The organism is Pseudomonas putida (assembly GCA_029953615.1).
Classification (GTDB): domain Bacteria; phylum Pseudomonadota; class Gammaproteobacteria; order Pseudomonadales; family Pseudomonadaceae; genus Aquipseudomonas.
Map to the genome: position 1 here is coordinate 5,322,054 of CP124529.1, position 23,189 is coordinate 5,345,242.

Annotated in this window: 12 protein-coding genes and 5 pseudogenes; 7 read left to right on the plus strand and 10 right to left on the minus strand. The window is 65.1% G+C overall.

The window, feature by feature from the left end; genetic code table 11:
* Positions 1 to 31: 31 nt before the first annotated feature.
* From cobM to QIY50_24390, 4 genes and pseudogenes are all read left to right on the plus strand, one after another.
* Positions 32 to 784 carry a precorrin-4 C(11)-methyltransferase gene (gene cobM, locus QIY50_24375; protein WGV20373.1) on the plus strand — a complete coding sequence of 251 codons (753 nt, stop codon included), beginning with the start codon at positions 32 to 34 and terminating at the stop codon, positions 782 to 784.
* Between the two features lie 66 nt (positions 785 to 850).
* Positions 851 to 1,093: a DUF1272 domain-containing protein gene (locus tag QIY50_24380; GenBank protein WGV20374.1), complete on the plus strand. Its 243-nt coding sequence runs from the start codon at positions 851 to 853 to the stop codon at positions 1,091 to 1,093.
* 218 nt (positions 1,094 to 1,311) lie between these two features.
* Positions 1,312 to 1,926: a response regulator transcription factor gene (locus QIY50_24385; protein ID WGV20375.1), complete on the plus strand. Its 615-nt coding sequence runs from the start codon at positions 1,312 to 1,314 to the stop codon at positions 1,924 to 1,926.
* A 13-nt stretch (positions 1,927 to 1,939) separates the two neighbouring features.
* A pseudogene (locus QIY50_24390) lies at positions 1,940 to 5,213 on the plus strand (transporter substrate-binding domain-containing protein).
* On the opposite strand, the gene QIY50_24395 reads toward QIY50_24390, so the two are convergent.
* Positions 5,188 to 6,507, minus strand: coding sequence for a PAS domain-containing methyl-accepting chemotaxis protein (locus tag QIY50_24395; protein WGV20376.1), 1,320 nt, complete (start codon positions 6,505 to 6,507; stop codon positions 5,188 to 5,190). The pseudogene QIY50_24390 and the gene QIY50_24395 overlap by 26 nt on opposite strands.
* 121 nt (positions 6,508 to 6,628) lie before the next feature.
* Positions 6,629 to 7,648 carry a LacI family DNA-binding transcriptional regulator gene (locus QIY50_24400; protein WGV20377.1) on the minus strand — a complete coding sequence of 340 codons (1,020 nt, stop codon included), beginning with the start codon at positions 7,646 to 7,648 and terminating at the stop codon, positions 6,629 to 6,631.
* Positions 7,649 to 7,855: 207 nt separating this feature from the next.
* Here QIY50_24400 and QIY50_24405 point away from each other — a divergent pair, with 207 nt between their 5' ends.
* From QIY50_24405 to QIY50_24415, 3 genes are all read left to right on the plus strand, one after another.
* On the plus strand, positions 7,856 to 8,395 hold the full coding sequence (locus tag QIY50_24405; protein ID WGV20378.1) for a gluconokinase: 540 nt from the start codon (positions 7,856 to 7,858) through the stop codon (positions 8,393 to 8,395).
* A 114-nt stretch (positions 8,396 to 8,509) separates the two neighbouring features.
* Complete coding sequence (locus tag QIY50_24410; protein ID WGV20379.1) at positions 8,510 to 9,862, plus strand: GntP family permease; 1,353 nt, start codon at positions 8,510 to 8,512, stop codon at positions 9,860 to 9,862.
* Positions 9,863 to 9,946: 84 nt separating this feature from the next.
* Entirely contained in the window at positions 9,947 to 10,249 is a 303-nt protein-coding gene (locus tag QIY50_24415; GenBank protein WGV20380.1) for a hypothetical protein, read from the plus strand.
* Between the two features lie 71 nt (positions 10,250 to 10,320).
* Here QIY50_24415 and QIY50_24420 read toward each other — a convergent pair.
* From QIY50_24420 to QIY50_24455, 8 genes and pseudogenes are all read right to left on the minus strand, one after another.
* Positions 10,321 to 10,744, minus strand: a pseudogene (locus QIY50_24420) (anti-virulence regulator CigR family protein).
* A gap of 245 nt (positions 10,745 to 10,989) precedes the next feature.
* On the minus strand, positions 10,990 to 12,177 hold the full coding sequence (locus QIY50_24425; GenBank protein ID WGV20381.1) for an HlyD family efflux transporter periplasmic adaptor subunit: 1,188 nt from the start codon (positions 12,175 to 12,177) through the stop codon (positions 10,990 to 10,992).
* Positions 12,167 to 14,329 (minus strand): type I secretion system permease/ATPase, encoded by a 2,163-nt coding sequence (locus QIY50_24430; protein WGV20382.1) that lies wholly within the window; start codon positions 14,327 to 14,329, stop codon positions 12,167 to 12,169. Before QIY50_24430 ends, QIY50_24425 begins: the two co-directional genes overlap by 11 nt.
* Positions 14,319 to 15,590 carry a TolC family protein gene (locus tag QIY50_24435; GenBank protein WGV20383.1) on the minus strand — a complete coding sequence of 424 codons (1,272 nt, stop codon included), beginning with the start codon at positions 15,588 to 15,590 and terminating at the stop codon, positions 14,319 to 14,321. Before QIY50_24435 ends, QIY50_24430 begins: the two co-directional genes overlap by 11 nt.
* Positions 15,590 to 21,916: pseudogene (locus tag QIY50_24440) on the minus strand (Ig-like domain-containing protein). Before QIY50_24440 ends, QIY50_24435 begins: the two are co-directional and overlap by 1 nt.
* Positions 21,891 to 22,799 (minus strand): Ig-like domain-containing protein, encoded by a 909-nt coding sequence (locus QIY50_24445; GenBank protein WGV23111.1) that lies wholly within the window; start codon positions 22,797 to 22,799, stop codon positions 21,891 to 21,893. Before QIY50_24445 ends, QIY50_24440 begins: the two are co-directional and overlap by 26 nt.
* Positions 22,794 to 23,054: pseudogene (locus QIY50_24450) on the minus strand (Ig-like domain-containing protein). The gene QIY50_24445 and the pseudogene QIY50_24450 overlap by 6 nt, the downstream one beginning before the upstream one ends.
* Positions 23,041 to 23,184, minus strand: a pseudogene (locus QIY50_24455) (Ig-like domain-containing protein). Before QIY50_24455 ends, QIY50_24450 begins: the two co-directional pseudogenes overlap by 14 nt.
* Positions 23,185 to 23,189: the final 5 nt, after the last annotated feature.

Genomic DNA, 23,189 nt, shown 5'->3' on the forward strand with positions numbered 1-23,189 from the left:
TTCACCCTCCTCTTTCCTGCAAGGACATTCCATGACGGTCTACTTCATCGGCGCCGGCCCAGGCGACCCGGAACTGATCACGGTCAAGGGCCAACGGCTGATTCGCCAGTGCCCGGTGATCATCTATGCCGGTTCGCTGGTGCCGGCCGCCGTGCTCGAGGGCCATCAGGCCGAGACCGTGATCAACAGTGCCGAACTGCACCTGGAACAGATCATTGCCGCCATGCGCAGCGCGCATGAGCGAGGCCAGGATGTGGCGCGGGTACACAGTGGCGACCCCAGCCTGTACGGCGCCATCGGTGAGCAGATCCGTCACCTGCAGGCGCTGGGCATCGCTTACCAGATCATCCCCGGGGTCACCGCCACGGCGGCCAGCGCCGCCCTGCTCGGCTGCGAACTGACCCTGCCGCAGGTCGCGCAGACCGTCATCCTCACCCGCTATGGCGACAGTTCGCCAATGCCGCCCGGCGAACAACTGGGCGACCTGGCGCGCCACGGCAGCACCCTGGCGATTCACCTGGGGGTCAAGCACCTGTCGCGTATCGTCGATGAACTGTTGCCACACTACGGCGCACACTGCCCGGTGGCGGTGGTACATCGCGCCACCTGGCCGGATCAGGACTGGGTGCGCGGCACCCTCGGCGATATCGTCGAACGCGTCACGGCCAAGGACTTCCGGCGCACCGCGCTGATCCTCGTGGGCCATGTACTGGGCGACACACCGTTTGCCGAATCGGCCTTGTACCGCGCAGGGCACGCCCACCTGTATCGCCCTGGCGACTGAGCATTGCCAGGTTCGCCGCAGGCGTAGCAGACTCCAGGTTCCCACCTGCAAACAGGAGTCATGCCCATGCTGGACCTACGCCCCAACTGCGAGTGCTGCGATACCGACCTGCCGGGTGACAGCCCCGACGCGCTGATCTGCTCCTTCGAATGCACCTTCTGCCGCACCTGCGCCGAAACCCGTTTCCAGGGCCGCTGCCCGAACTGCACCGGCCAGTTGGTAGCACGCCCGACACGGGTCGGCCGGGCACTGGCCAACAACCCCGCCTCGACCCAGCGCGTGACCAAATCGCACTCTGCCTGCGCTTGAGCGACCTCAAAAAAGACATTGCCGCTTTGACAGGGTGATGTCTTTCCCGCTACTTGTAGGATTTTTCAACAAATACCGCGTGGACTTTCAACACTTCTATACTCGGCATTACCAAATTTAGGGAATGGTCGTATCGTGCAGCGCTTCCGATAACCCACTTGCAGACGTATTCCTGAGTGATCAAGGAAGCGGACCACACCCCGACAGGAGTTTTCCTCATGACAACCGTGCTGATCGTCGACGACCACCCCATCGTCCGGCTGTCCCTGCGCCTACTGCTCGAGCGCGAGCGCTTTCATGTCATCGGCGAGGTCGGCAATGGCAGCGAGGTGGCGCAGGTGGCCCGCGAACTGCGCCCGGACGTGGTCATTCTCGACATCGGCCTGCCCGGCCTGGATGGCATGGAAGTGATCAAGCGCCTGCAATGCCTGGAGCCGGTCCCCAAGATCATGGTACTGACCGGCCAGGCCACCGACCTGTATGTGCGGCGCTGCCTGGATGCCGGCATCGGCGCTTTCGTCACCAAGGAAGAAGACCACGAGGCGTTGCTGTTTGCCCTCAAGGCCCTGGTCAAGGGCTACTCGACCTTCCCGCAAATGTCGGTCAACAGCAACTCGCTGGAAAGCGAACCGGTGCGCCTGGCCAGCCTGTCCAACCGGGAAATGGAGGTGCTGCGGCGGCTGGCGCGGGGCGAGAACAACAAGAATATCGGCACCTGCATGAACCTCAGTGCCAAGACCATCAGCACCTACCGGGGCCGCATCATGGAAAAGCTCAAGACCGAATCGCTGGTTGAAATGGTCGACCTGGCCAAGCGCAACAGCGTCTACTGAGCACTTGGCCGCGATGAAGCGCCTGCTGGCAAGCGCCCTCCTGGCCATCGGCCTGGCCGGTTCCGGCGCGCTGCTGGCCAACAGCGAACCCCGCCAGTTGCTGGCCCGATCGGTCAGCGCCGCCGCCCCCCTTGCGCTGACCCAACAAGAGCGGCAATGGCTACAGCAACGCCAGCACCTGGTGCTGGGCAGTTCGCGGCCCGACTACCCACCGCTCGAAATCAATGTCAGCCCGCGCGACTACGAAGGTCTGAGCGCCGATTACGCAGGTATTATCGCCGAACAGCTGGGCATCCCCATCGAGGTACGACGCTACGACAGCCGCCACGAAGCCATCGCCGCCCTGCGCGAGGGCCGTATCGACCTGCTGGGTAGTTCCAACGCCTTCGAGGCCGCGGATGCCCAGCTGAGCCTCAGTGCTGCCTATGCCGACGACCTGCCGGTGATAGTCACCCGTGAGGGGCGCAGCCTGAAGAACACGCCCGACCTCGCCGGCCTGCGGTTGGCCATGGTCGATCATTACCTGCCAGCCAGTAACGTCCGCACCCTGTACCCCAAGGCGCAATTAAGCCTGTATCGCTCGACCCTGGCCGGCTTGGCCGCCGTCGAACTGGGCGAAGCCGACGCCTACCTGGGCGATGCCATCAGTACCGACTTCGCGATTGGCAAGAGTTACCAGGGGACACTGAAGATCGACCATTTCTGCCAGGTCGCCCCGGGGGCATTTGCCTTTGCCATGGCCAGTGACAACCCGCGCCTGCACCAATTGATCGACAAGGCGCTGGCACGCATCAGCGAAAGCGAGCGCCTGAACATTCTGCGCCGCTGGAGCAGTGGCAACACCAGCCTGCTGCTGCAGCGCCATCTCGCCGCCCTGACCGCAGAAGAAGAAGCCTGGATCGCTGCCAACCCCACCATCAACGTACTGGTCAACACCTCACTGGCGCCGCTGACCTTCAACGATGCCCAGCACCGCCCCAGCGGCATTACCCTCGACCTGCTCAAGCAGATCTCGCTGCGCACAGGGCTGCATTTCAAGCCGGTCGAAAGCCCGTCGGCACAGGCAATGGTCGAGCGCGTGGCACACGGCGATGCGCAGATGATCGGCGCATTGGGCTACGGCACGGACCGTTCGAAACAACTGCGCTATACCCGCCCTTACCTGGTCAGCCCGCGGGTGCTGGTAACCCGCGGCGACAACGCATCACCGGCGCAGGCCAAGGCGCTGGATGGCCAGCGCATCGCCCTGGTGCGCGGCTCGCCGCAACGGGCCCTGCTGCAACAGCGCTACCCGCAGGCCAGGGTGGTCGAGGTGGACAACCCGCTCGACCTTATGGAAGCCGTGGCCAACGGTACCGCCGACGTCGCTCTGAGCAGTCATATCAATGCTGCCTACTACATAAGCCATGTGTTCAAGGACCGCCTGCGCATCGCCAGTGTGCTCGACGACGACCCGGCCATCGCCGCCTTCGCCGTGGCCGCGGACCAGCCCCCAGTTGCAGGCCATCCTCGACAAGGCGCTACTGAGCATTCCACCCGAAGAGCTGGACCAGCTGATCAACCGCTGGCGCACCAGCACCCTGGTCAGCGACAGCCCCTGGCGCGACTACCGCACCCTGGCCCTGCAAGTGCTGGTATTGTCAGCCTTGCTGCTGGCCGGGGTGGTGTTCTGGAACAGTTACCTGCGCAAGCTGATCAACCAGCGCACCGAGGCCCAGCATGCGCTGCAAGCGCAGCTGGCGCTAAGCCGCGGCCTGCTCGAACAACTGCGCCAGGCCAAGGAAGATGCCGAACAGGCCAGCCAGACCAAAAGCACCTTCCTGGCCACCATGAGCCATGAAATCCGTACCCCGATGAATGCCGTGATCGGCCTGCTGGAGCTGGCCCTGGAAGACAGCCGCGGCGGCCGTTGTGACACCCAGACCCTGCAGACCGCTCATGATTCGGCCATGGGCCTGCTCGAACTGATTGGCGATATTCTCGACATTTCCCGCATCGAATCAGGGCACATTACCCTGCAGCCGGTACCCACCAACCTGGTCGAACTGGTACGTGCCAGCGTGCGGGTGTTCGAAGGCAACGCAAGGGCCAAAGGCCTGCATTTGCATAGCGAACTGCCCGCTGCGCCGGTCTGGGTGCTGGCTGATCCGCTGCGGCTCAAGCAGGTCTTGTCCAACCTGATCAGCAACGCCATCAAGTTCACCGATCGCGGCGAAGTCCAAGCCAGCCTGCTGCTGCCCACGGCCGCCGACAGCGACCAGCTGGCCGTGGAACTGACTGTGCGAGACACCGGCATCGGCATCAGCCCGGCCGACCAGGCCCGGCTGTTCAATGCCTTCGTCCAGGCCGACGGCCCCCGGGCACGCCAAGGCGCAGGCCTGGGCCTGGTCATCAGCCGAACCCTGGCCGAGTTGATGGGCGGCAACTTGAGCTTGCAGAGCGTCGAAGGTGTTGGCACCAAAGTGCAGGTCAGCCTGCAACTGCCCGCCTGCGCAGCACCGCTGCAGGTCCAGCAGCACGCCCCGACGCTGGAAACCAGCAGCGGCCCGATGAACATACTGGTGGTCGACGACTACCCGGCCAACCTGCTGCTGCTGGAGCGGCAACTGCAAACCTTGGGGCACCGCGTGACATTGGCGGAAAACGGCGAAATCGCATTGGCGCACTGGCAGGCAGCGCGCTTCGACCTGGTAATAACCGATTGCAGCATGCCGGTCATGGATGGCCACGAACTGACCCGTCGCATCCGCAACCTCGAAGCCGAACGTGGCCTGGCGGCATGCCGGATTCTTGGCGTGACCGCCAATGCCCAGGCCGAGGAACGTGCCCGCTGCCTGGCCAGCGGCATGGACGAATGCCTGTTCAAACCGATTGGCCTGCACACGCTCAAGGCCCGGCTACCGCAGGCCCGTGCCCGGCAACAGCCACCGGTGCGTACCGGCAGCGGCTTCGACCTGGGCGAACTGCGCCACCTGACCCAGGACGACGAACAACTGATTCGGCATTTGCTGGAACAGCTGACACAGAGTGTCAGCGAAGACCTCGCCAGCTTGCGCGCACTTGCAGCAGACGCCCCCGGCGAGACCGTGCGCGCACTGGCTCACCGGATCAAGGGAGGGGCGAAAATGCTCAAGATGCGTGCACTGGTCACGGATTGCGAAGCCATCGAGCAGGCTCATGGCCAAGGCCTGCCGACAGCTGACTTGCGCCTGCAATTACAAGCCAGTCTGGAGGCCTTGCTGGAGGAGCTGGGCGATACACTCAATGCAATTGCAGCGTCGAACTGATCTGGCTGATGGCATCCACCACGTGCCGTGAACCCTGCTGGATCTCCATGATCACCGTCCCAGCCTCGTTGGCCAGCGCCACGCCATGGCCGGTGCGCTTCAGGCTCGACTGCATGCTGGCTACGGCCAATAGCGACAGATCGTGGTTCTGCCGTACCACGTCGACGATTTCCAGGGTGGCCTTGCTGGTTCGAGCTGCCAAGCTGCGCACCTCGTCAGCCACCACGGCAAAACCACGCCCGTGTTCGCCGGCGCGGGCCGCCTCGATGGCCGCGTTCAAAGCCAGCAGGTTGGTCTGGTCGGCAATGCCACGGATGGTCAGCACGATCTGCCCGATCACATCCGACTGCCTGTTCACCGCATCGATGCTGCGTGCAGCGTCGTTGAGCTCATGGGAAATCTGCTCGATCACCTGAACCGCCTGCTGCACGACCTCGGTACCCTTGCGTGCGCAGGCATCGGTCTGTACCGAACTGGCATGGGCAGCATCGGCGGCGCTTTGCTGGGTGCTGACCTGGCGGGTGATGTCGCTGGCGAACTTCACCACTTTGTACAATCGGCCCTTGCTGTCGAAGATCGGGTTGTAGGAAGCCTCCAGGTAGACCATCCGGCCATGTTTGTCGATGCGCTCGAAACGGTGCGAATGGTATTCGCCACGATTGAGCGAAGCCCAGAACTCGCGGTACTCGGCCGATTCGCGCTCGTGCGCCAGGCAGAACAGCCCGTGATGGCGGCCAACCACCTCGTCCAGGCGATAGCCCATGGTATCGAGGAAGTTCTGGTTGGCCTTGATCACCCGGCCCTGCGGGGTGAATTCGATCACCGCCATGGAACGGCTGATGGCTTTGAGCAGGCTTTCGCTCTCGTGCTCCTGCATCACCCGCTGACTGATGTCGGAAGCTACCTTGATCACGCTGCTGACCCGATGCTGTTCATTCAGTACCGGCATGTAGCTGGCTTCCAGCCAGACTTCACGGCCGGCCTTGTCGACGCGCTCGAAAGTACCGCTGATGGCCTTGCCCTGCCCCAGCTCATGCCAAAGTTGCTGGTATTCGGCGCTTTTGGCGTAGGCGGGGTCGCAGAACAGCCGGTGGTGCTTGCCACGCAATTCGTCGGCGCTGTAGCCCATCGCTTGGCAGAAGCGCTCGTTGGCATCGAGGATCGTGCCGTCGGGAGCGAATTCGATCATGGCCATGGAGCGGCTGATTGCCGCCAGCTTCGCCTGCAAGCTGGCCAAGGCCTCATGACTGCGCTGGATCTCGACCAGATCGGACTTGCGGTGGAAATCGAACATGACGCCGGGCTCCTGTTATGCGCGGTGTCATGAGCATAGATCGCCTGGCGTGCGGCGTGGTCTTTGTGGCGCCTCCTGCGCGTCGCTCGATTTCAAATTCACCCTATCACTCAAGGCGTACTCAGGAGCTCTCCCGCACCATCAACTCGAAACCCAAATCCTGCTGCGCATTCGGCACCCGCTTGCCATCGAGCAACGCCAGCAGCGCCTGCGCCGCGCCGCGCCCAACGGCAGCCCGAGGCGTGCGAATCGAGGTCAAACGCGGCACCATGTGCGCCGAAGCCGGCAGGTCGTTGAAACCGACCATCGCCACCTGCCGCGGCACCTCCACCCCTTGGCGCAATGCCTGCAGCACTGCGCCCTGGGCCAGGTCGTCGTTGCAGAAGAAAATGCCGTCGACATCCGGTGCCTGCTGCAGCAGCTGACTGAACAGTGCGCTACCCAAGGCGATGGAAGAAGGCTCCGGTGCCAGCACCTCCAGCTCGGCCGCCTGCAAGCCGGCCTCGGCCAACGCCTGGCGGAACCCTTCGGCACGCTGCATCACTCGCGGGTCGAGCTGGGCGGCAATGAACGCCAGGCGTTTGCGCCCGCGCTCGATCAGGTGGCGAGCCGCAGCGCGGCCGGCCTGCTGTTGCGAGAAACCGACCGAAAGCGCCCCGGCCTCGCCATTGAGTTCCATCATGTGCACGCAGGGCACGCCGCTAGCCGCCAGCATCTGCCGCGATGCCTCACTGCGCTCGAAACCGGTCAGCAGCATGCCGCAAGGCTGGTAGGCCAGGTAGTTGCGGATCAGGTTCTCTTCTTCAGCAAGGTCGTAATGATAGTTGCCGATCAGCACCTCGAGCCCCCGTGGGCGCATGACCTCGTGAATGGCCTCCAGCGTGTCGATGAACAGCTGGTTGGACAGCGACGGGATCAGAACCACTACCGACTGGCTACGTGCCGAAGCCAGCGCACGGGCCGCCGGGTTGGCCACATACCCCAGGCTCGCTGCAGCCGCAACGACCTTTTCCACCAGTTCCGGTGCAACCGTACTGACCCCACGCAGGGCGCGCGAGGCGGTAATCGGGGAAACCCCGGAAAGCCTGGCAACTTCTGCCAGGGTGGGACGACCTGTGGTGCGGGAGCCGGTGCGGGACATGGGTGTTGTAATTTTACTACTTGCAAGGAAAGGGAACGGCCACTAAGGTAGCGCTGTCTCAGGACGCAGGCAATGTAATCTTTGGTAGCAGCCGCCACGCGCTCGCCGCCAAGCGTCCATACTGCGTAAGGACAAGACCAATAACACCGGGGGAAGTGACTGCTCGTCCATGACGAGACAGCGCTATCTCACCCGCAGGAGGTACTGATGAATTCTCCCCTGTCCGCCATCGTGGTGATGGGCGTGGCCGGTTGCGGCAAAAGCTGCATCGGTGCTGCCATCGCCGCCCGAAGCGGCGGCCGCCTGATCGAAGGCGACGCTTTCCACCCTGCCGAAAACATCCGCAAGATGAGCGCTGGCATCCCTTTGGACGACAGCGACCGTGCCGGCTGGCTGGTGCGTCTTGGCCAGGAACTGCAAGCCACCACCGCGGCCGGGGAACGTCCGATCCTGACCTGTTCGGCCCTCAAGCGCCGCTACCGCGACACCCTGCGTGATGCCGTGCCGGGGCTGGTGTTCGTATTCCTCGAACTGTCGCCCGCCGAAGCCGAAAAACGCGTGCTGGCCCGCCCCGGGCATTTCATGCCGGCGAGCCTGATCGACAGCCAGTTCGCTGCCCTGGAACCGCCACACGGCGAGCCCCTGACCCTGGCGCTTGATGCCACACAGCCCATCGAAGCACTTGCCGAAGCGGTGGACAGCTGGCTAAAGGGCCGCGGTGAGCGAGGCCTGGCACGAACCGCCTGACCCCGGCGGCTTTCCTTGGCTCACCAAAGACAGCGCTACCCTGCCCCATAAACGTGCGCAAAGTTGCAAAAAAAAGTTACGCCAAAACAACGATAAGACCGAGGCCTTCAAACCATGTTCGGACTGGCTACTGATACCTTCCTGCTGCTCGACGCGCTGGTTACCATCGTCGGGCTGATCCTGCTGATCACCCACTTCAAGGTCCACCCCTTCGTCGCCCTGACCATCGCGGCCGGCTTCCTCGGCCTGACCTCCGGCATGCCGGTGGCCAAGGTCATGAAATCGTTCCAGGACGGTTTTGGCGGTGTTCTCGGCTTCGTCGGCATCGTGCTCGCCCTGGGCACCATGCTCGGCAAGCTGATGGCCGACTCCGGGGGGGCTGACCAGATCGCGCAAACCCTCATCCGCGCGTTCGGCAAGAAGAACGTGCACTGGGCGATGATGTTCGCCGCCTTCCTGGTGGGCATCCCGCTGTTCTTCGAGATCGGCTTCGTGCTGCTGATTCCGCTGGTGTTCATCGTTGCCCGGCGCTCGGGCGTGTCGCTGATCAAGATCGGCATCCCCCTGCTGGCCGGCCTGTCGGTGGTGCACGGCCTGGTCCCCCCGCACCCGGGCCCGCTGCTGGCGATCGGCATCTTCCATGCCGACATCGGCAAGACCATCTTCTATGGCCTGATCGTGGCGCTGCCTACTGCCATTATCGCCGGCCCGCTGTTCGGTAACTTCATTTCCCGCTACATCCCGGGCAGCCCGTCCCAGGAACTGATGGACCAGATTGCCAAGGAGTCCGACCAGGGCAACCTGCCGAGCTTTACCATCACCCTGGTCACCGTGCTGCTGCCGGTGGTGTTGATGCTGCTGAAGACCTTCGCCGACGTGGTGCTGCCTGCCGAGCACATCGTGCGCCAGTGGATGGACCTGATCGGCCACCCCATCACCGCCCTGCTCGCCGCCCTGCTGCTGGCTTTCTACACCTTCGGCGCGGCCCGTGGCTTCAACCGCCAGCAGATCATGAAGATGCTCGACCAAAGCCTGGCGCCGACCGCCGCGATCGTGCTGATCGTAGGTGCCGGCGGCGGCTTCAAGCAGATGCTGGTAGACACCGGCGTGGGCAACGTGATCGGGCAAATGGCGGTGCAGGCGGAAATTTCGCCGATCATGCTGGCCTGGCTGGTAGCGGCGGTTATCCGCATCGCCACCGGTTCCGCCACGGTCGCCACCATTACCGGCGCGGGCATCGTCGCACCGGTCATCGATCTGGTACCGGGGGTTAACCGCGAGTTGCTGGTGCTGGCCACCGGCGCCGGCTCGTTGATCCTTTCCCATGTGAACGACGCCGGCTTCTGGCTGGTGAAGCAATACTTCAACATGACCGTGGCCGAAACCTTCAAGACCTGGAGCATGATGGAAACCATCCTGTCGATCGTCGGCATCATCTTCATCATGTTGCTTTCACTGGTGGTGTAACCGTTGATCGGGGCAATGGCACCTTGAAGTTTCGGGTAGGGCCGAAAGGAAGTATCAGCCCTACCCGAAGCGAAGGAGCCTGCCATGCCCCGCTCAAGCATCCTGCTGGTTACCCTGCTCGCCGCGCCATTGGCCCTGGCCGCCGGCACCGGCCCCACCTACCCTGACGACCCGCACAGCCCGGCGCCCAAGCCTGGCGTAGACAGCACTCTCAACCCGATCGAAAAACCCGTGCCCCGGAACACCGACCCGCGCATACAGGGCAACGACCCCGACAGCCCCCCGGCGGAACAGAATGACAACCGGGATTTGCCGGGCGTGGATGGCAGTGGCTCGGAAGGCACCGGGCGGCAAGGGGGTGGCGCAGCTGACGGTAGTCAGCGCTAGCCCGGAGGAGCGCCTTGTGGAGCAATTGCCAGCAAGCCAGCTGAGGCGCTTGCTGACAACCGCTCCTGAGGTCAATCCAGCGCGCCGTTCAACACCTCGTAGATGATCCCCGTAGCAACTGCTACCAGGATCAGATCGGCACCCGCCTGCATCCATTCATAGCCATCATTAATGAGGGAGCTGCCCCAGCAGCCTGCCATCCAGCTTCTTGGCGATACCCGGCGGCAAAGGTTTGCCACGGGCCAGGTTCTTCTGAATGCCGGGGGGCAAGGCCGCCCCCGCGCTCCAGTAATTGCGGTGCCCATCCAGAATGCCAAGCACATCGCCACGGTTAATCGACGGCCCACCATATGCGCTACCGTGCCCTTGGCCATGCTGCCCCTGCCCCTTGCCATGGCCCTGCCCTTTACCGTTACCCGGGTCGCCATAAGTGAGCGCAGGGCCCACTGACAGTGCGATCGAAATAGCGACAACTGCCCACCGTTGCTTTGCCATATCTGTTTCCTTACACAGTGACCTCCCTGCACTGTAGAACAAAACCCGGTTCAGGGTGACAGTCCCCGAAACCCGGGGTCAGGGCTTGGCCCCCCGATACAGCACGATGGCTGCAACATCGAGGGCCAGTACGGCAACGGCGAAGAGGAACATGACGTACAGATCTTCCGGAAGCATGGCCGTATCCCCAAAATGCACAGGTTTTCAGCAATGCAGCAATTCCCGTTCCAAACGCCTGGTCGGGGTCAGTAGAGACGGGCTTTGATCAGCGGGCGCAGCAAGTAATTGAGGACGCTGCGCTTGCCGCTGAGTATGTCCACCTCGGCAACCATGCCCGGAATGATCGGCAGCACCTCTTCGCCGCGCTTGAGCTGGCTACCGTCAGTGCGGATCAGCACCTGGTAGTACGACTCCTTGCCATGGGGCGTGTCCTCCTCGATGGTGTCGGCGCTGATCTGCTCCAGGGTGCCCTTGAGGTCGCCATAGATGCTGAAGTCGTAGGCGGTGATCTTCACTTTGGCCGGCATGCCCGGCACCAGGAAGGCCACGTCACGCGGCTTGATCCTGGCCTCTACCAGCAGGCGGTCCTCCACCGGAATCACTTCCATGATCGCCTCGCCGGGCTGGATCACCCCGCCACGGGTGTTTATCAGCACGGTGTTGACCCGCCCACGCACGGGCGAAACGATTCCGGTACGGCGCAACTGGTCCTGGCGCTGCTGCACAATCGGCTCCAGCGCACTGAGGTCGGCCTTGCGCTGTGAGCGCTCGGTGTAGGCGTCCTGGAAGTAACTGCTCTTCAGCTCGGTCAGCTTGCCGTTGAGGGTAGCGATGTCCTGGCTCAACCGCAGCGCCTCCATCTGGCTCACCGCACGCTTGGCCACCAGCGGGCGGACCAAGTCGAGCTGGCTCTGGGCCAGGCTGATCTGTCTCTGGATCGCCTGGCTACCTTCGAGCAACTTGTCCCGTCGCGACTTGAACAGCTCGCGCTCGGAGCGCGCCAGCGGCCCCTGCGGATCGATGTCGGGCGGGAACTCGATGGCCGCCTTGCCCAGCACCTCGGCTTCCAGCCGGGCGATGGCCGCCCGCAGCACGCCGGCCTGGTTGGCCGACTCCTGAAAATTGGTGAGAAAGCGCGTCTCGTCAAGGCGCAGCAGCGGCTGCCCGACCTCCACCAGGTCGCCTTCCTGCACCAGCAGGCGGTCGAGAATGCCGCCTTCCAGGCTCTGGATTTTCTGAATGCGGCTGAACGGCACCACGCGCCCGTCGCCGCGCGTCACCTCATCAAGTTCCGCCCAGGCGGCCCAGGCGACGAACAGCAAGACACTGCCGAGCAGGGTCCAGAGCAGCGGACGGTAGACCGGGTGAGTGGTCGCCAGCAAGGGATCGGCCAACTGCCGGCGCAGCTGTACAGAGTAATTTTCAGCAGCCATGACCCGCTCCCTCGGCGACCTGTGGCGCCTGCACCTGGTTGCCCAGCACCACCTGATTCAGCGGGCCGTCCATGATCACCTGGCCATTGCGCAGCACCACTGCACGGTCCACCAGCGCCAGCACGCTTTTCTTGTGGGTGGTAATGATCAGTGTGCGCCGGCCCAGCCACTTCTGCAGGTAGTCGATCACCTGTTTCTCGCTGTTCTGGTCGAAGGCCGCCGTCGGCTCGTCGAGCAACAGGATCGGCGGGTCCTGCAACAGTACCCGGGCTAGCCCGACAGCCTGACGCTGGCCGCCGGAGAGGCTTGCGTTGCCCTGGATCGGCATGTCCAGGCCCAACGGGTGAGCGCGTACGAAAGTGCCCAGCCCCACGCCGTCGAGGGCTTCCAGCAATTCCTCGTCGCTCAACGCAGCGTTCGCCAGGTTGAGGTTTTCGCGCAGGCTGCCGTGGAACAGCGCCACGTCCTGTGGCAAGTAGCCGATGCCGCGCTGGCGGTCGGCCGGGTCGAGCTGGCTCAGGGCAATATCGTCCAGCAACAGCCGGCCGGATTGCGCGTCGAGAAGGCCACTGAGCAGCCGCAGCAGGGTCGATTTGCCCGCTCCATTGCCGCCGAGCAGCGCCACCCGCTCGCCGGCCTGGATGCTCAGCGCCTGCACATCGACCACCGGCGAGCTGTCGCCGTGGGCCAGCCGCAGCCCCTCCAGGCGGTAATGCCCGTGGAGCCGCTCGCGGTGCACGAAGCGCTTGCCGACGGGACGCTCCTGTTCGGCCGACATCAGCTGGTCGAGGCCCTCCAGTGCAACCTTGGTGTGCTGCCAGCGGCCGAGGATGGCGGCCGCCTGGGACAAGGGGGCGATGGCCCGCGAGGCAAGGATCGAACAGGCCACCAGGGCACCGACGGTCATCGCCCCGTCGCTTATGCGGTAGACGCCGAACACCACCACCCCGACGTAGCACAGCTGCTGGACGATACTGGCCGAGTAGCTGAGGGTCGAGGCCAAGGCGTGGGTCTTCATCGCGGTACCGGCCAGTTCCCCCGTGAGTGTCTCCCACTGCTGGCGGCAACGGCCTTCGGCACGCGCGGCCTTCACCGTCTCCAGGTGTTCGAAGGCTTCCAGCAGCACGCTGTTCTTCATCGCCCCCTCGCGCAGGTTCTGCCGCGACAGGTGCCCCAGCAGGCGCTGGGTCAGCAACCCCGGCAGCAGCATCAACACGCAGGCCACCAGCGGAACCCAGACCACATGGCCACCGATCACGGCGATGAGCAACAGGAAGATGGCCACGAACGGCAGGTCGCTGATCAGCGCGGCGCTGGACGAAGTGAAGAACTCACGGACCGACTCGAATTCCCTCACCTGGGTGCTGAACGCCCCAATCGACGCCGGCTTGGCGGCAATCCGGGTGCTCAGCACGCGAGCGAACAGCAGGCTCGACAGCTGCAGGTCGAGGCGCTTGCCAAGTACGTTGAGCAGGTGCCCGCGAAGGATCCGCAACACCCCGTCGACAATGATTGCCAAGGCCACGCCGCTGGCGAGTATCCACAGGGTATCGAAGGCCGCGTTGGGCACCACGCGGTCGTACACCTGCATGGCGAACAGCGCCGAAGCGACCGCGAGGACGTTGGCCACCAGGGCCGCCGCCGTGACTTCCACATAGGAGCGCCAGAGCCGCTTGAGCGGCCCGAAGAACCAATGCTCCGGCAAGCTGCTGGCGTAGTCGCCGACTCGGCCGTCGGGTTGATAGCGGCATTTGGCGAACACCGCCGTGCCGCTGTAAAGCGCCTCCAGCGCGGGTAACGCCATGCATTCACGGCCACCGTCGCTCTGCGGCACCAGTACCTCGCACTGCTCGCCTTCGACGCCAACCAGCAGCAGGCTGCGGCCATCGCCGAGCAGCAGCAGGGCCGGTAGCAGGTAGGCGTCCATGTGCCGCAATGGCAGCTCCGCGACCCTGGCAGTCAGGTCGGCACGGCGCAGCGCGCGCACGACCAGCCGCAGCGGCAGGCGTCCGTGCTCCAGCGCCAGGCCATCGACCAGCTCGGCGTCGCCCAGCGGCCGGCCCAGTTGCCGGCACAGCAGCAGCAGGCCCTGGCGCAGCGGGTCGTCGTGGTTCAGGGGCAAAACGTTATCTGGGGCTTGTTCAACTTCCATGATTCAACCGATTCTCCAGTAGAGCCCCCAACAGACCGACCTGCGCGGCCGCCCGGTACTCGATACGCTTGCGTTCGATGTGCAGATTGATCAATTGCCGCTCGGCCTCGAAACGCTCGCGCTGCACATTGAGCAAGTCGATCACGTCACGCCGGCCGACCTCGAACTGCTCGCGGTACAGCTCGCCGACCTGTTCCGCCTCCGTCACCTGCTGGCTAAGCGACTGCTCCCGCCAACGCAGCGTGTCACTGTTGTCGAACAGCGTCTGCAACTGCCGGCGGATATCACGCTGCATCGCATCGGCCGTCCACTGCGCCGACTCCAGGCGCTGTTGCGCAGCGGTCGGCCGGCGGAAATTGGAAAGCCCCTGGAAGGTGTCCATGCGAAAGCGCAGCGACATCACCGAGTCGCTTTCCGGGCGACCGCCGATCTCCCGGCGCAACGCGGAGGCCTCCAGGTTCAACTGCGGCAGCAACGAAGCCTTGGCCTCGCGGACTTGCGCCTCGGCGACATTGGCGTCCTCCAGTGCCTTGCGCTGCAACGGCGATTCACGGATCACCCGTGCCACGTCGCTGGCAGCCAGGTAGCGCTGCAGCGACATCGGCTCGGGCTCCACCAGTTCGGAGGGGTCCTGGCCAACCAGGATCGCGTACTGGTTGCGTGCGTCCTGCAGGTTGCCCTTCTCCAGCGACAGTTGTTCCTGGGCGCGTGCCAGTTCCAGGTTGGCGCGGTCCAGTTCGCTACGGTCGGCGTAGCCATCACTGCCGCGCGCCTGGGTCATCTCGCGGATGCGGTCCAGACGCTGGATGTGCTGGCGCACCGTCTCCACCCGGCGCTCCGAGGCAAGCACGTCGAGGTAGGTCTCGACGATATCCAGCGCCGCATCGTCGCGCGCCACCAGCACCGCCTCGGACAGCTTGCGCCGGGTTGCGCTGGCGCTGTCGACCTTGCTTGTCACCCTTCCCCAGTCATACAGCATCTGCGATACGGTGAGGTCGTAGACGACCTCGCCAACGTCGAACTCCTGCGGCCCTCCGGACATCGTGACGGAGGGGTAGTAACCACCCTTGGCGATCTCTACCTCGGTGCCCGCACGGTCCGCCTCGGCCATCGCCGAACGCACCTGCGGGTGGATCGCCAACCCCTCCCGCACCGCCTGGTCGAGAGGAATTGCCGAAGTGGATAACGGCAGCCCGAAGCACAGGAGCCAAAGGGCTCCCGCGCCACGGCGCCTTCCCTTGAGCACGGACAGGCCGCGCATCAGACCACAACCTGTACCGTGTTGTCCTCGATCAGCAGGGTACTGCTGCCAAAGCTGTAGACATCGTAGGTAATGCCGTTGAGCTGCTGGGTGGTCCCGGTGTTCACGGCACCCACCACGTTGAGGGTGTCGTTGCTCTCGCCGGTAATCTGCAGCACGTTGTTGGCATCGGTGATGGCGTCGACCTCCGCTGCGGTCAGGGTCAGCACACTCCCCGAGTCGCCCCGGCCGAGGTCGATACGCTCGATGTTGGAGAGCGTGCCGACGCCGACGGCGTTGTAGTCGAGGTCGATGCCGTCGGCCAGGACCAACGTGTCGAAGCCCGCGCCGCCATCGATGCTGACGAAGTCGGTCGCGGTGATCTGGACGGCATCGTTGCCGTTGCCTGCCACCACGTGATCACCGGTCCCCACGTTGAAGATCAGGTCGTTGCCATCGCCTCCATTGATGTGCTCCGAACTGCCGCTCGCCCCGGACATGACATCGTCCCCCGAGGTGCCGTTGACGTCGATCTGGCCAATGTTCACTGACAGCCCGTTCGGGGTCAGGGTGATGCCGTATGCCGAGCTGTCGTTGCCGTTGGTATCGGTAGCGACGATGTTGAACGAGATCTGCGAACCGAGGTTAAGGATATCGGTGATGTTCAACCCCAACTGGGTGAGGACGGTCGGGCTCAGCAGGTTCAGCGAGAAGTTGCCAGAGCTGTCCGCCGCGATCGGCAGCAGCTCGACGTTTAGCGCCGGGGTGATGACCCGGATCACCACGCTGGAGTCCGGTTCGGTGGTGCCACTGAAACCGAACCGCGGGTTCAGCGGGTTGAGGCTGACGTCGACCCCGAAGTTGCCGATGGTAACGGGCTGCTCGATGCTGCTGCCGACACCGATGGTCGCCACATTGCTCGGGTTGCCGGCCGGGTCCTCACCGGTCACGGAGACTTGGGCATTGAGCAACTGGTCCAGGGTAAGGTCGATGTCCAGGTCGGTAAGCAGATTCAGCGAGGCCAGCCCGCTGTTGTCGGCAGTCACCGTGGCGGTGGCGGTGACGCCGCCGATGTCCACTTCGACCGTCAGTTCGGTTCCCGGATCTGTGGAGATGGTCAGGATGCTGCCCACCAGCGACAGCACCGGGGTCGCAGGCGGGATGGTGTCGACAGTGAACGGCACCGGGCTCGACGCAGTTCCGCCATTGATGTCTGCGGTGACGGTAGAGGCGCCCTCCGGGAACGGCCCCATGCCATCGCCAGGGGGAATGGTCACGGTGACACTGCCGGCCAGGATATCGCCAGCGGTGATGGTGTGCGTCGCCTGCGTCTCGTAGCCGTTCTGCCCGGCGAAGGCGACGGTGATCACCTGGCCGACCTGCATGGTCGGGCGTATCGTCACGTCGACCTGGATGCCATCGCTGATTTCGGCAGCGTTGATCCAGGTATCGGCGGCTTCTGGCACGCTGATGGTCGGCGGTGCCAGGTCCGGCGCGTTGATCGTCGCTGGCCCGCTGACGTTGCCCGCAGCGTCCACTGCGACCCCGGCGATCAGCTCACCGATGATCAGCGGCGGTGCGAACGGCAGGCTGAAGTTGCCGCTACCGTCGACATTCACCGTGATCGGGTTTGCGGTATCGCCATCGATCACAATACGCACCTGGCTGTTCGGCTCGGCGGTACCGGTCAGCAGCGCACCGTCGCTACTGATGCTCAGCAGTGGTGCCGATGGTGCCACCGAGTCGACCGTGGTACTGACCGGGCCACTGGTATTGCCGGCGGCGTCCTCGGCCACGGCGTTGACCACCGTGCCGTTCGCCAGCGGGGTCGCAGGCGTGAAGGCCCAGTTGCCACTGCCGTCGGCGGTCGTTTCGCCGATCGGGTTGCCGCTGCCGTCGGTAAGGACCACCTTGGCCCCGGCTTCAGCGGTACCACTGATCACCGCCCCGTTGCTTGGGTTGAGGATCGGTGCAGGTGGCGCGACGGCGTCGACGGTGACGCTGGTCGGCCCGCTGGTATTGCCGGCCGGGTCCTGGGCCACGGCGTTGATCACCGTGCCGTTGGCCAGCGGCGTCGAAGGCGTGAAGGCCCAGTTGCCGCTGCCATCGGCAGTAGTCTGACCGATGGGGTTGCCGCTGCCGTCAGTGAGGATCACCCTGGCGCCGGCTTCGGCGGTACCGCTTATCTCGGTACCGTTGCTTGGGTCAACCGTCGGCTGGCCAGGTGCGACCGTGTCCACCGTAGTGCTGACCACTGGCGAGCTGGTGTTGCCGGCCGCGTCCTGGGCCACGGCATTGACCACCGTACCGTTGGCCAACGGCGTACCGGGGTGAAGGCCCAGTTGCCGCTGCCATCGGCGGTCGTCTCCCCGATCGGGTTGCCGCTGCCGTCGGTGAGGATCACCTTGGCCCCGGCTTCGGCGATACCACTGACCACTACCCCATTGCTCGGGTTGAGAATCGGCGCAGGCGGCGCGACGGCATCAACGGTAGCGCTGGTCGGCCCGCTGGTATTGCCGGCGGCGTCCTCGGCCACGGCGTTGACCACCGTGCCGTTCGCCAGCGGGGTCGCAGGCGTGAAGGCCCAGTTGCCACTGCCGTCGGCGGTCGTTTCGCCGATCGGGTTGCCGCTGCCGTCGGTAAGGACCACCTTGGCCCCGGCTTCAGCGGTACCACTGATCACCGCCCCGTTGCTTGGGTTGAGGATCGGTGCAGGTGGCGCGACGGCGTCGACGGTGACGCTGGTCGGCCCGCTGGTATTGCCGGCCGGGTCCTGGGCCACGGCGTTGATCACCGTGCCGTTGGCCAGCGGCGTCGAAGGCGTGAAGGCCCAGTTGCCGCTGCCATCGGCAGTAGTCTGACCGATGGGGTTGCCGCTGCCGTCAGTGAGGATCACCCTGGCGCCGGCTTCGGCGGTACCGCTTATCTCGGTACCGTTGCTTGGGTCAACCGTCGGCTGGCCAGGTGCGACCGTGTCCACCGTAGTGCTGACCACTGGCGAGCTGGTGTTGCCGGCCGCGTCCTGGGCCACGGCATTGACCACCGTACCGTTGGCCAACGGCGTACCGGGGGTGAAGGCCCAGTTGCCGCTGCCATCGGCGGTCGTCTCCCCGATCGGGTTGCCGCTGCCGTCGGTGAGGATCACCTTGGCCCCGGCTTCGGCGATACCACTGACCACTACCCCATTGCTCGGGTTGAGAATCGGCGCAGGCGGCGCGACGGCATCAACGGTAGCGCTGGTCGGCCCGCTGGAATTGCCGGCCACGTCCTGGGCCACGGCGTTGATCACCGTGCCGTTCGCCAGCGGGGTCGCAGGCGTGAAGGCCCAGTTGCCACTGCCGTCGGCGGATGTCGTTTCGCCGATCGGGTTGCCGCTGCCGTCGGTAAGGACCACCTTGGCCCCGGCTTCAGCGGTACCACTGATCACCGCCCCGTTGCTTGGGTTGAGGATCGGTGCAGGTGGCGCGACGGCGTCGACGGTGACGCTGGTCGGCCCGCTGGTATTGCCGGCCGGGTCCTGGGCCACGGCGTTGATCACCGTGCCGTTGGCCAGCGGCGTACCGGGCGTGAACGACCAGTTGCCGCTGCCATCGGCGGTAGTCTGGCCGATCGGGTTGCCGACGCCATCGGTGAGGATGACAGTTGCGCCAGCTTCGGCAGTACCGCTGATTTCCACGCCGTTGCTCGGCTCGACCACCGGTGCGGGCGGCGCAACGCCGTCCACGGTAATCACCGCCGGCGCACTTTCGGTTCCACCAGGGTTGCGCGCCACCGCGTTGACCACGGTGCCATCCGGCAGCGGTACGCCAGGGGTGAAGCTCCAGTTGCCACTGCCGTCGGCGGTGACCTGGCCCGATCGGGTTGCCGTTGCCATCGGTGAGGATAATGGTGTTGCCCGCATCGGCGGTGCCGCTGATCACCGAGCCGTTGCTCGGATCGACCTGTGGAATCGACGGCAGCGACGAGTCCACCGTAGTGCTTCCAGGGGTGCCAGTGTTGCCGGCGGCATCGGTCGCCGTAGCGTTGACCACGGTGCCATTGGGCAGAGGCGTGGCAGGTGTGAACGTCCAGTTGCCGCTGCCGTCAGTGGTGACTCCGCCAATGGGATTACCGCTACCGTCGGTGAGCGTCACGGTGCTGTTCGGCTCGGCAGTACCATTGATCACGGTGCCGTTGCTCGGGTTGACCACTGGCGCGGCCGGGGCCAGCGAGTCGACCGTGGTGCTCGACGGAGCACTGGTGTTGCCGGCCGGGTCGGTTGCCGTAGCGTTGACCACGGTTCCATTGGCCAGTGGCGTGCCGGGGGTGAAGCTCCAGTTGCCGCTACCATCGGCGATGGTCTGGCCGATCGGGTTGCCGCTGCCATCGGTGAGGATGACCCTCGCTCCAGCTTCGGCAGTACCGCTGATTGCCGCGCCATTGCTCGGTTCGACCACCGGTGCAGCCGGAGCAACCGAGTCCACCGTGGTGCTCGACGGCACGCTGGTGTTGCCGGTCGCATCGGTTGCCGTGGCGTTGACCACGGTACCGTTGGCCAACGGCGAGCCAGGGATGAAGCTCCAGTTGCCGCTGCCATCAGCGGTGACCTGCCCGATCGGGTTGCCGCTGCCATCGGTCAGGATCACCTTGGCACCGGCTTCAGCAGTACCACTGACCACTGCCCCGTTGCTCGGGGTGATGATCGGCGCAGGCGGCGCGACAGCATCAACGGTAGCGCTGGTCGGCCCGCTGGTATTGCCGACCACGTCCTGGGCCACGGCGTTGATCACCGTGCCGTTAGCCAGAGGGGTCGCAGGCGTGAAGGTCCAGTTGCCACTGCCATCGGCGGTCGTTTCGCCGATCGGGTTGCCGCTGCCGTCGGTAAGAATCACCTTGGCCCCGGCTTCAGCGGTACCACTGATCACCGCCCCGTTGCTTGGGTTGAGGATCGGAGCAGGTGGCGCGACGGCGTCGACGGTGACGCTGGTCGGCCCGCTGGTATTGCCGGCCGGGTCCTGGGCCACGGCATTGATCACCGTGCCATTGGCCAGCGGCGTGGCTGGGGTGACGCTCCAATTACCACTGCCATCGGCAGTAGTCTGACCTATCGGGTTGCCGCTGCCATCGGTCAGGATGACCCTCGCGCCGGCTTCGGCGGTACCACTGATTTCCACGCCGTTGCTCGGTTCGACCACTGGCGCGGCCGGGGCCACCGAGTCCACCGTGGTGCTCGACGGCACGCTGGTGTTGCCGGTCGGGTCGGTTGCCGTGGCGTTAACCACGGTACCGTTGGCCAGCGGCGTGCCGGGGGTGAAGCTCCAGTTACCACTGCCGTCGGCGGTGATCTGGCCGATCGGGTTGCCGCTGCCATCGGTCAGGGTCACGGTGGCGCCGGCTTCAGCCGTACCGCTGATGGTCACACCGTTGCCTGGATTGATGACGGGTGCAGCCGGCGCATTGGAATCGACGGTGACTGTCGCTGCCGAACCGGTGTTGCCCGCCAGGTCGCTCGCCGTGGCATTGACCACTGTGCCATTGGCCAGCGGCGTGGCTGGAGTGAAGCTCCAGTTGCCACTGCCGTCGGCCGTCGCCTGGCCGATGGGATTACCGCTGCCGTCGGTGAGGGTCACGGTACTGTTCGGCTCGGCGGTGCCACTGAGGCTGCTGCCGTCACTCAGGTTGATGATCGGCGCGGCCGGGGCGATGGCGTCAACGGTGACGCTGGCCGGCCCGCTGGTGTTGCCGGCCGGGTCCTGGGCCACGGCATTAATCACCGTGCCATTGGCCAGCGGGGTCGAAGGCGTGAAGGCCCAGTTGCCACTGCCATCGGCAGTGGTCTGACCTATCGGGTTGCCGCTGCCGTCGGTGAGGATGACCCTCGCGCCGGCTTCGGCGGTACCGCTGATTTCCACGCCGTTGCTCGGTTCGACCACTGGCGCGGCCGGGGCCACCGAGTCCACCGTGGTGCTCGACGGCACGCTGGTGTTGCCGGTCGGGTCGGTTGCCGTGGCGTTGACCACAGTGCCATTGGCCAACGGCGTGCCGGGGGTGAAGCTCCAGTTGCCGCTGCCATCGGCGGTGATCTGGCCGATCGGGTTGCCGCTGCCGTCGGTCAGGGTCACGGTGGCGCCCGCTTCAGCCGTACCGCTGATGGTCACACCGTTGCTTGGATTGATGACGGGTGCAGCCGGCGCATTGGAGTCGACGGTGACCGTCGCTGCCGGGCCGGTGTTGCCCGCCAGGTCGCTCGCCGTGGCATTGACCACTGTGCCATTGGCCAGCGGCGTGGCTGGGGTATAGGTCCAGTTGCCACTGCCGTCGGCCGTCGCCTGGCCGATGGGATTACCGCTGCCGTCGGTGAGGGTCACGGTACCTGTTCGGCTCGGCGGTACCACTGAGGCTGCTGCCGTCACTCAGGTTGATGATCGGCGCGGCCGGGGCGATGGCGTCAACGGTGACGCTGGCCGGCCCGCTGGTATTGCCGGCCGGGTCCTGGGCCACGGCGTTGATCACCGTGCCGTTGGCCAGCGGCGTACCGGGCGTGAACGACCAGTTGCCGCTGCCATCGGCGGTAGTCTGGCCGATCGGGTTGCCGACGCCATCGGTGAGGATGACAGTTGCGCCAGCTTCGGCAGTACCGCTGATTTCCGCGCCGTTGCTCGGCTCGACCACCGGTGCGGGCGGCGCAACGCCGTCCACGGTAATCACCGCCGGCGCACTTTCGGTCCCACCAGGGTTGCGCGCCACCGCGTTGACCACGGTGCCATCCGGCAGCGGTACGCCAGGGGTGAAGCTCCAGTTGCCACTGCCGTCGGCGGTGATCTGGCCGATCGGGTTACCGTTGCCGTCGGTGAGGATAATGGTGTTACCCGCATCTGCGGTACCGCTGATCACCGAGCCGTTGCTCGGATCGACCTGTGGAATCGACGGCAGCGACGAGTCCACCGTAGTGCTACCAGGGGTGCCAGTGTTGCCGGCGGCATCGGTCGCCGTAGCGTTGACCACGGTGCCATTGGGCAGAGGCGTGGCAGGTGTGAACGTCCAGTTGCCGCTGCCGTCAGTGGTGACCCCGCCAATAGGATTACCGCTACCGTCGGTGAGCGTCACGGTGCTGTTCGGCTCGGCAGTACCATTGATCACGGTGCCGTTGCTCGGGTTGACCACTGGCGCGGCCGGGGCCAGCGAGTCGACCGTGGTGCTCGACGGCGCACTGGTGTTGCCGGCCGGGTCGGTTGCCGTAGCGTTGACCACGGTTCCATTGGCCAGTGGCGTGCCGGGGGTGAAGCTCCAGTTGCCGCTGCCATCGGCGATGGTCTGGCCGATCAGGTTGCCGCTGCCGTCGGTGAGGATGACCCTCGCTCCAGCTTCGGCATGTACCGCTGATTGCCGCGCCGTTGCTCGGTTCGACCACTGGTGCAGCCGGAGCAACCGAGTCCACCGTGGTGCTCGACGGCACGCTGGTGTTGCCGGTCGGGTCGGTTGCCGTGGCGTTGACCACAGTGCCATTGGCCAACGGCGTGCCGGGGGTGAAGCTCCAGTTGCCGCTGCCATCGGCGGTGATCTGGCCGATCGGGTTGCCGCTGCCATCGGTCAGGGTCACTATGGCGCCGGCTTCAGCCGTACCGCTGATGGTCATGCCGT

Coding starts and splice junctions, on each gene's coding strand:
- QIY50_24400 (WGV20377.1), bottom strand. CDS start 7,648: ATGTCCCGCACCGGCTCCCGCACCACAGGTCGTCCCACCCTGGCAGAA.
- cobM (WGV20373.1), top strand. CDS start 32: ATGACGGTCTACTTCATCGGCGCCGGCCCAGGCGACCCGGAACTGATC.
- QIY50_24435 (WGV20383.1), bottom strand. CDS start 15,590: ATGCGCGGCCTGTCCGTGCTCAAGGGAAGGCGCCGTGGCGCGGGAGCC.
- QIY50_24430 (WGV20382.1), bottom strand. CDS start 14,329: ATGGAAGTTGAACAAGCCCCAGATAACGTTTTGCCCCTGAACCACGAC.
- QIY50_24425 (WGV20381.1), bottom strand. CDS start 12,177: ATGGCTGCTGAAAATTACTCTGTACAGCTGCGCCGGCAGTTGGCCGAT.
- QIY50_24415 (WGV20380.1), top strand. CDS start 9,947: ATGCCCCGCTCAAGCATCCTGCTGGTTACCCTGCTCGCCGCGCCATTG.
- QIY50_24395 (WGV20376.1), bottom strand. CDS start 6,507: ATGTTCGATTTCCACCGCAAGTCCGATCTGGTCGAGATCCAGCGCAGT.
- QIY50_24405 (WGV20378.1), top strand. CDS start 7,856: ATGAATTCTCCCCTGTCCGCCATCGTGGTGATGGGCGTGGCCGGTTGC.
- QIY50_24385 (WGV20375.1), top strand. CDS start 1,312: ATGACAACCGTGCTGATCGTCGACGACCACCCCATCGTCCGGCTGTCC.
- QIY50_24380 (WGV20374.1), top strand. CDS start 851: ATGCTGGACCTACGCCCCAACTGCGAGTGCTGCGATACCGACCTGCCG.
- QIY50_24410 (WGV20379.1), top strand. CDS start 8,510: ATGTTCGGACTGGCTACTGATACCTTCCTGCTGCTCGACGCGCTGGTT.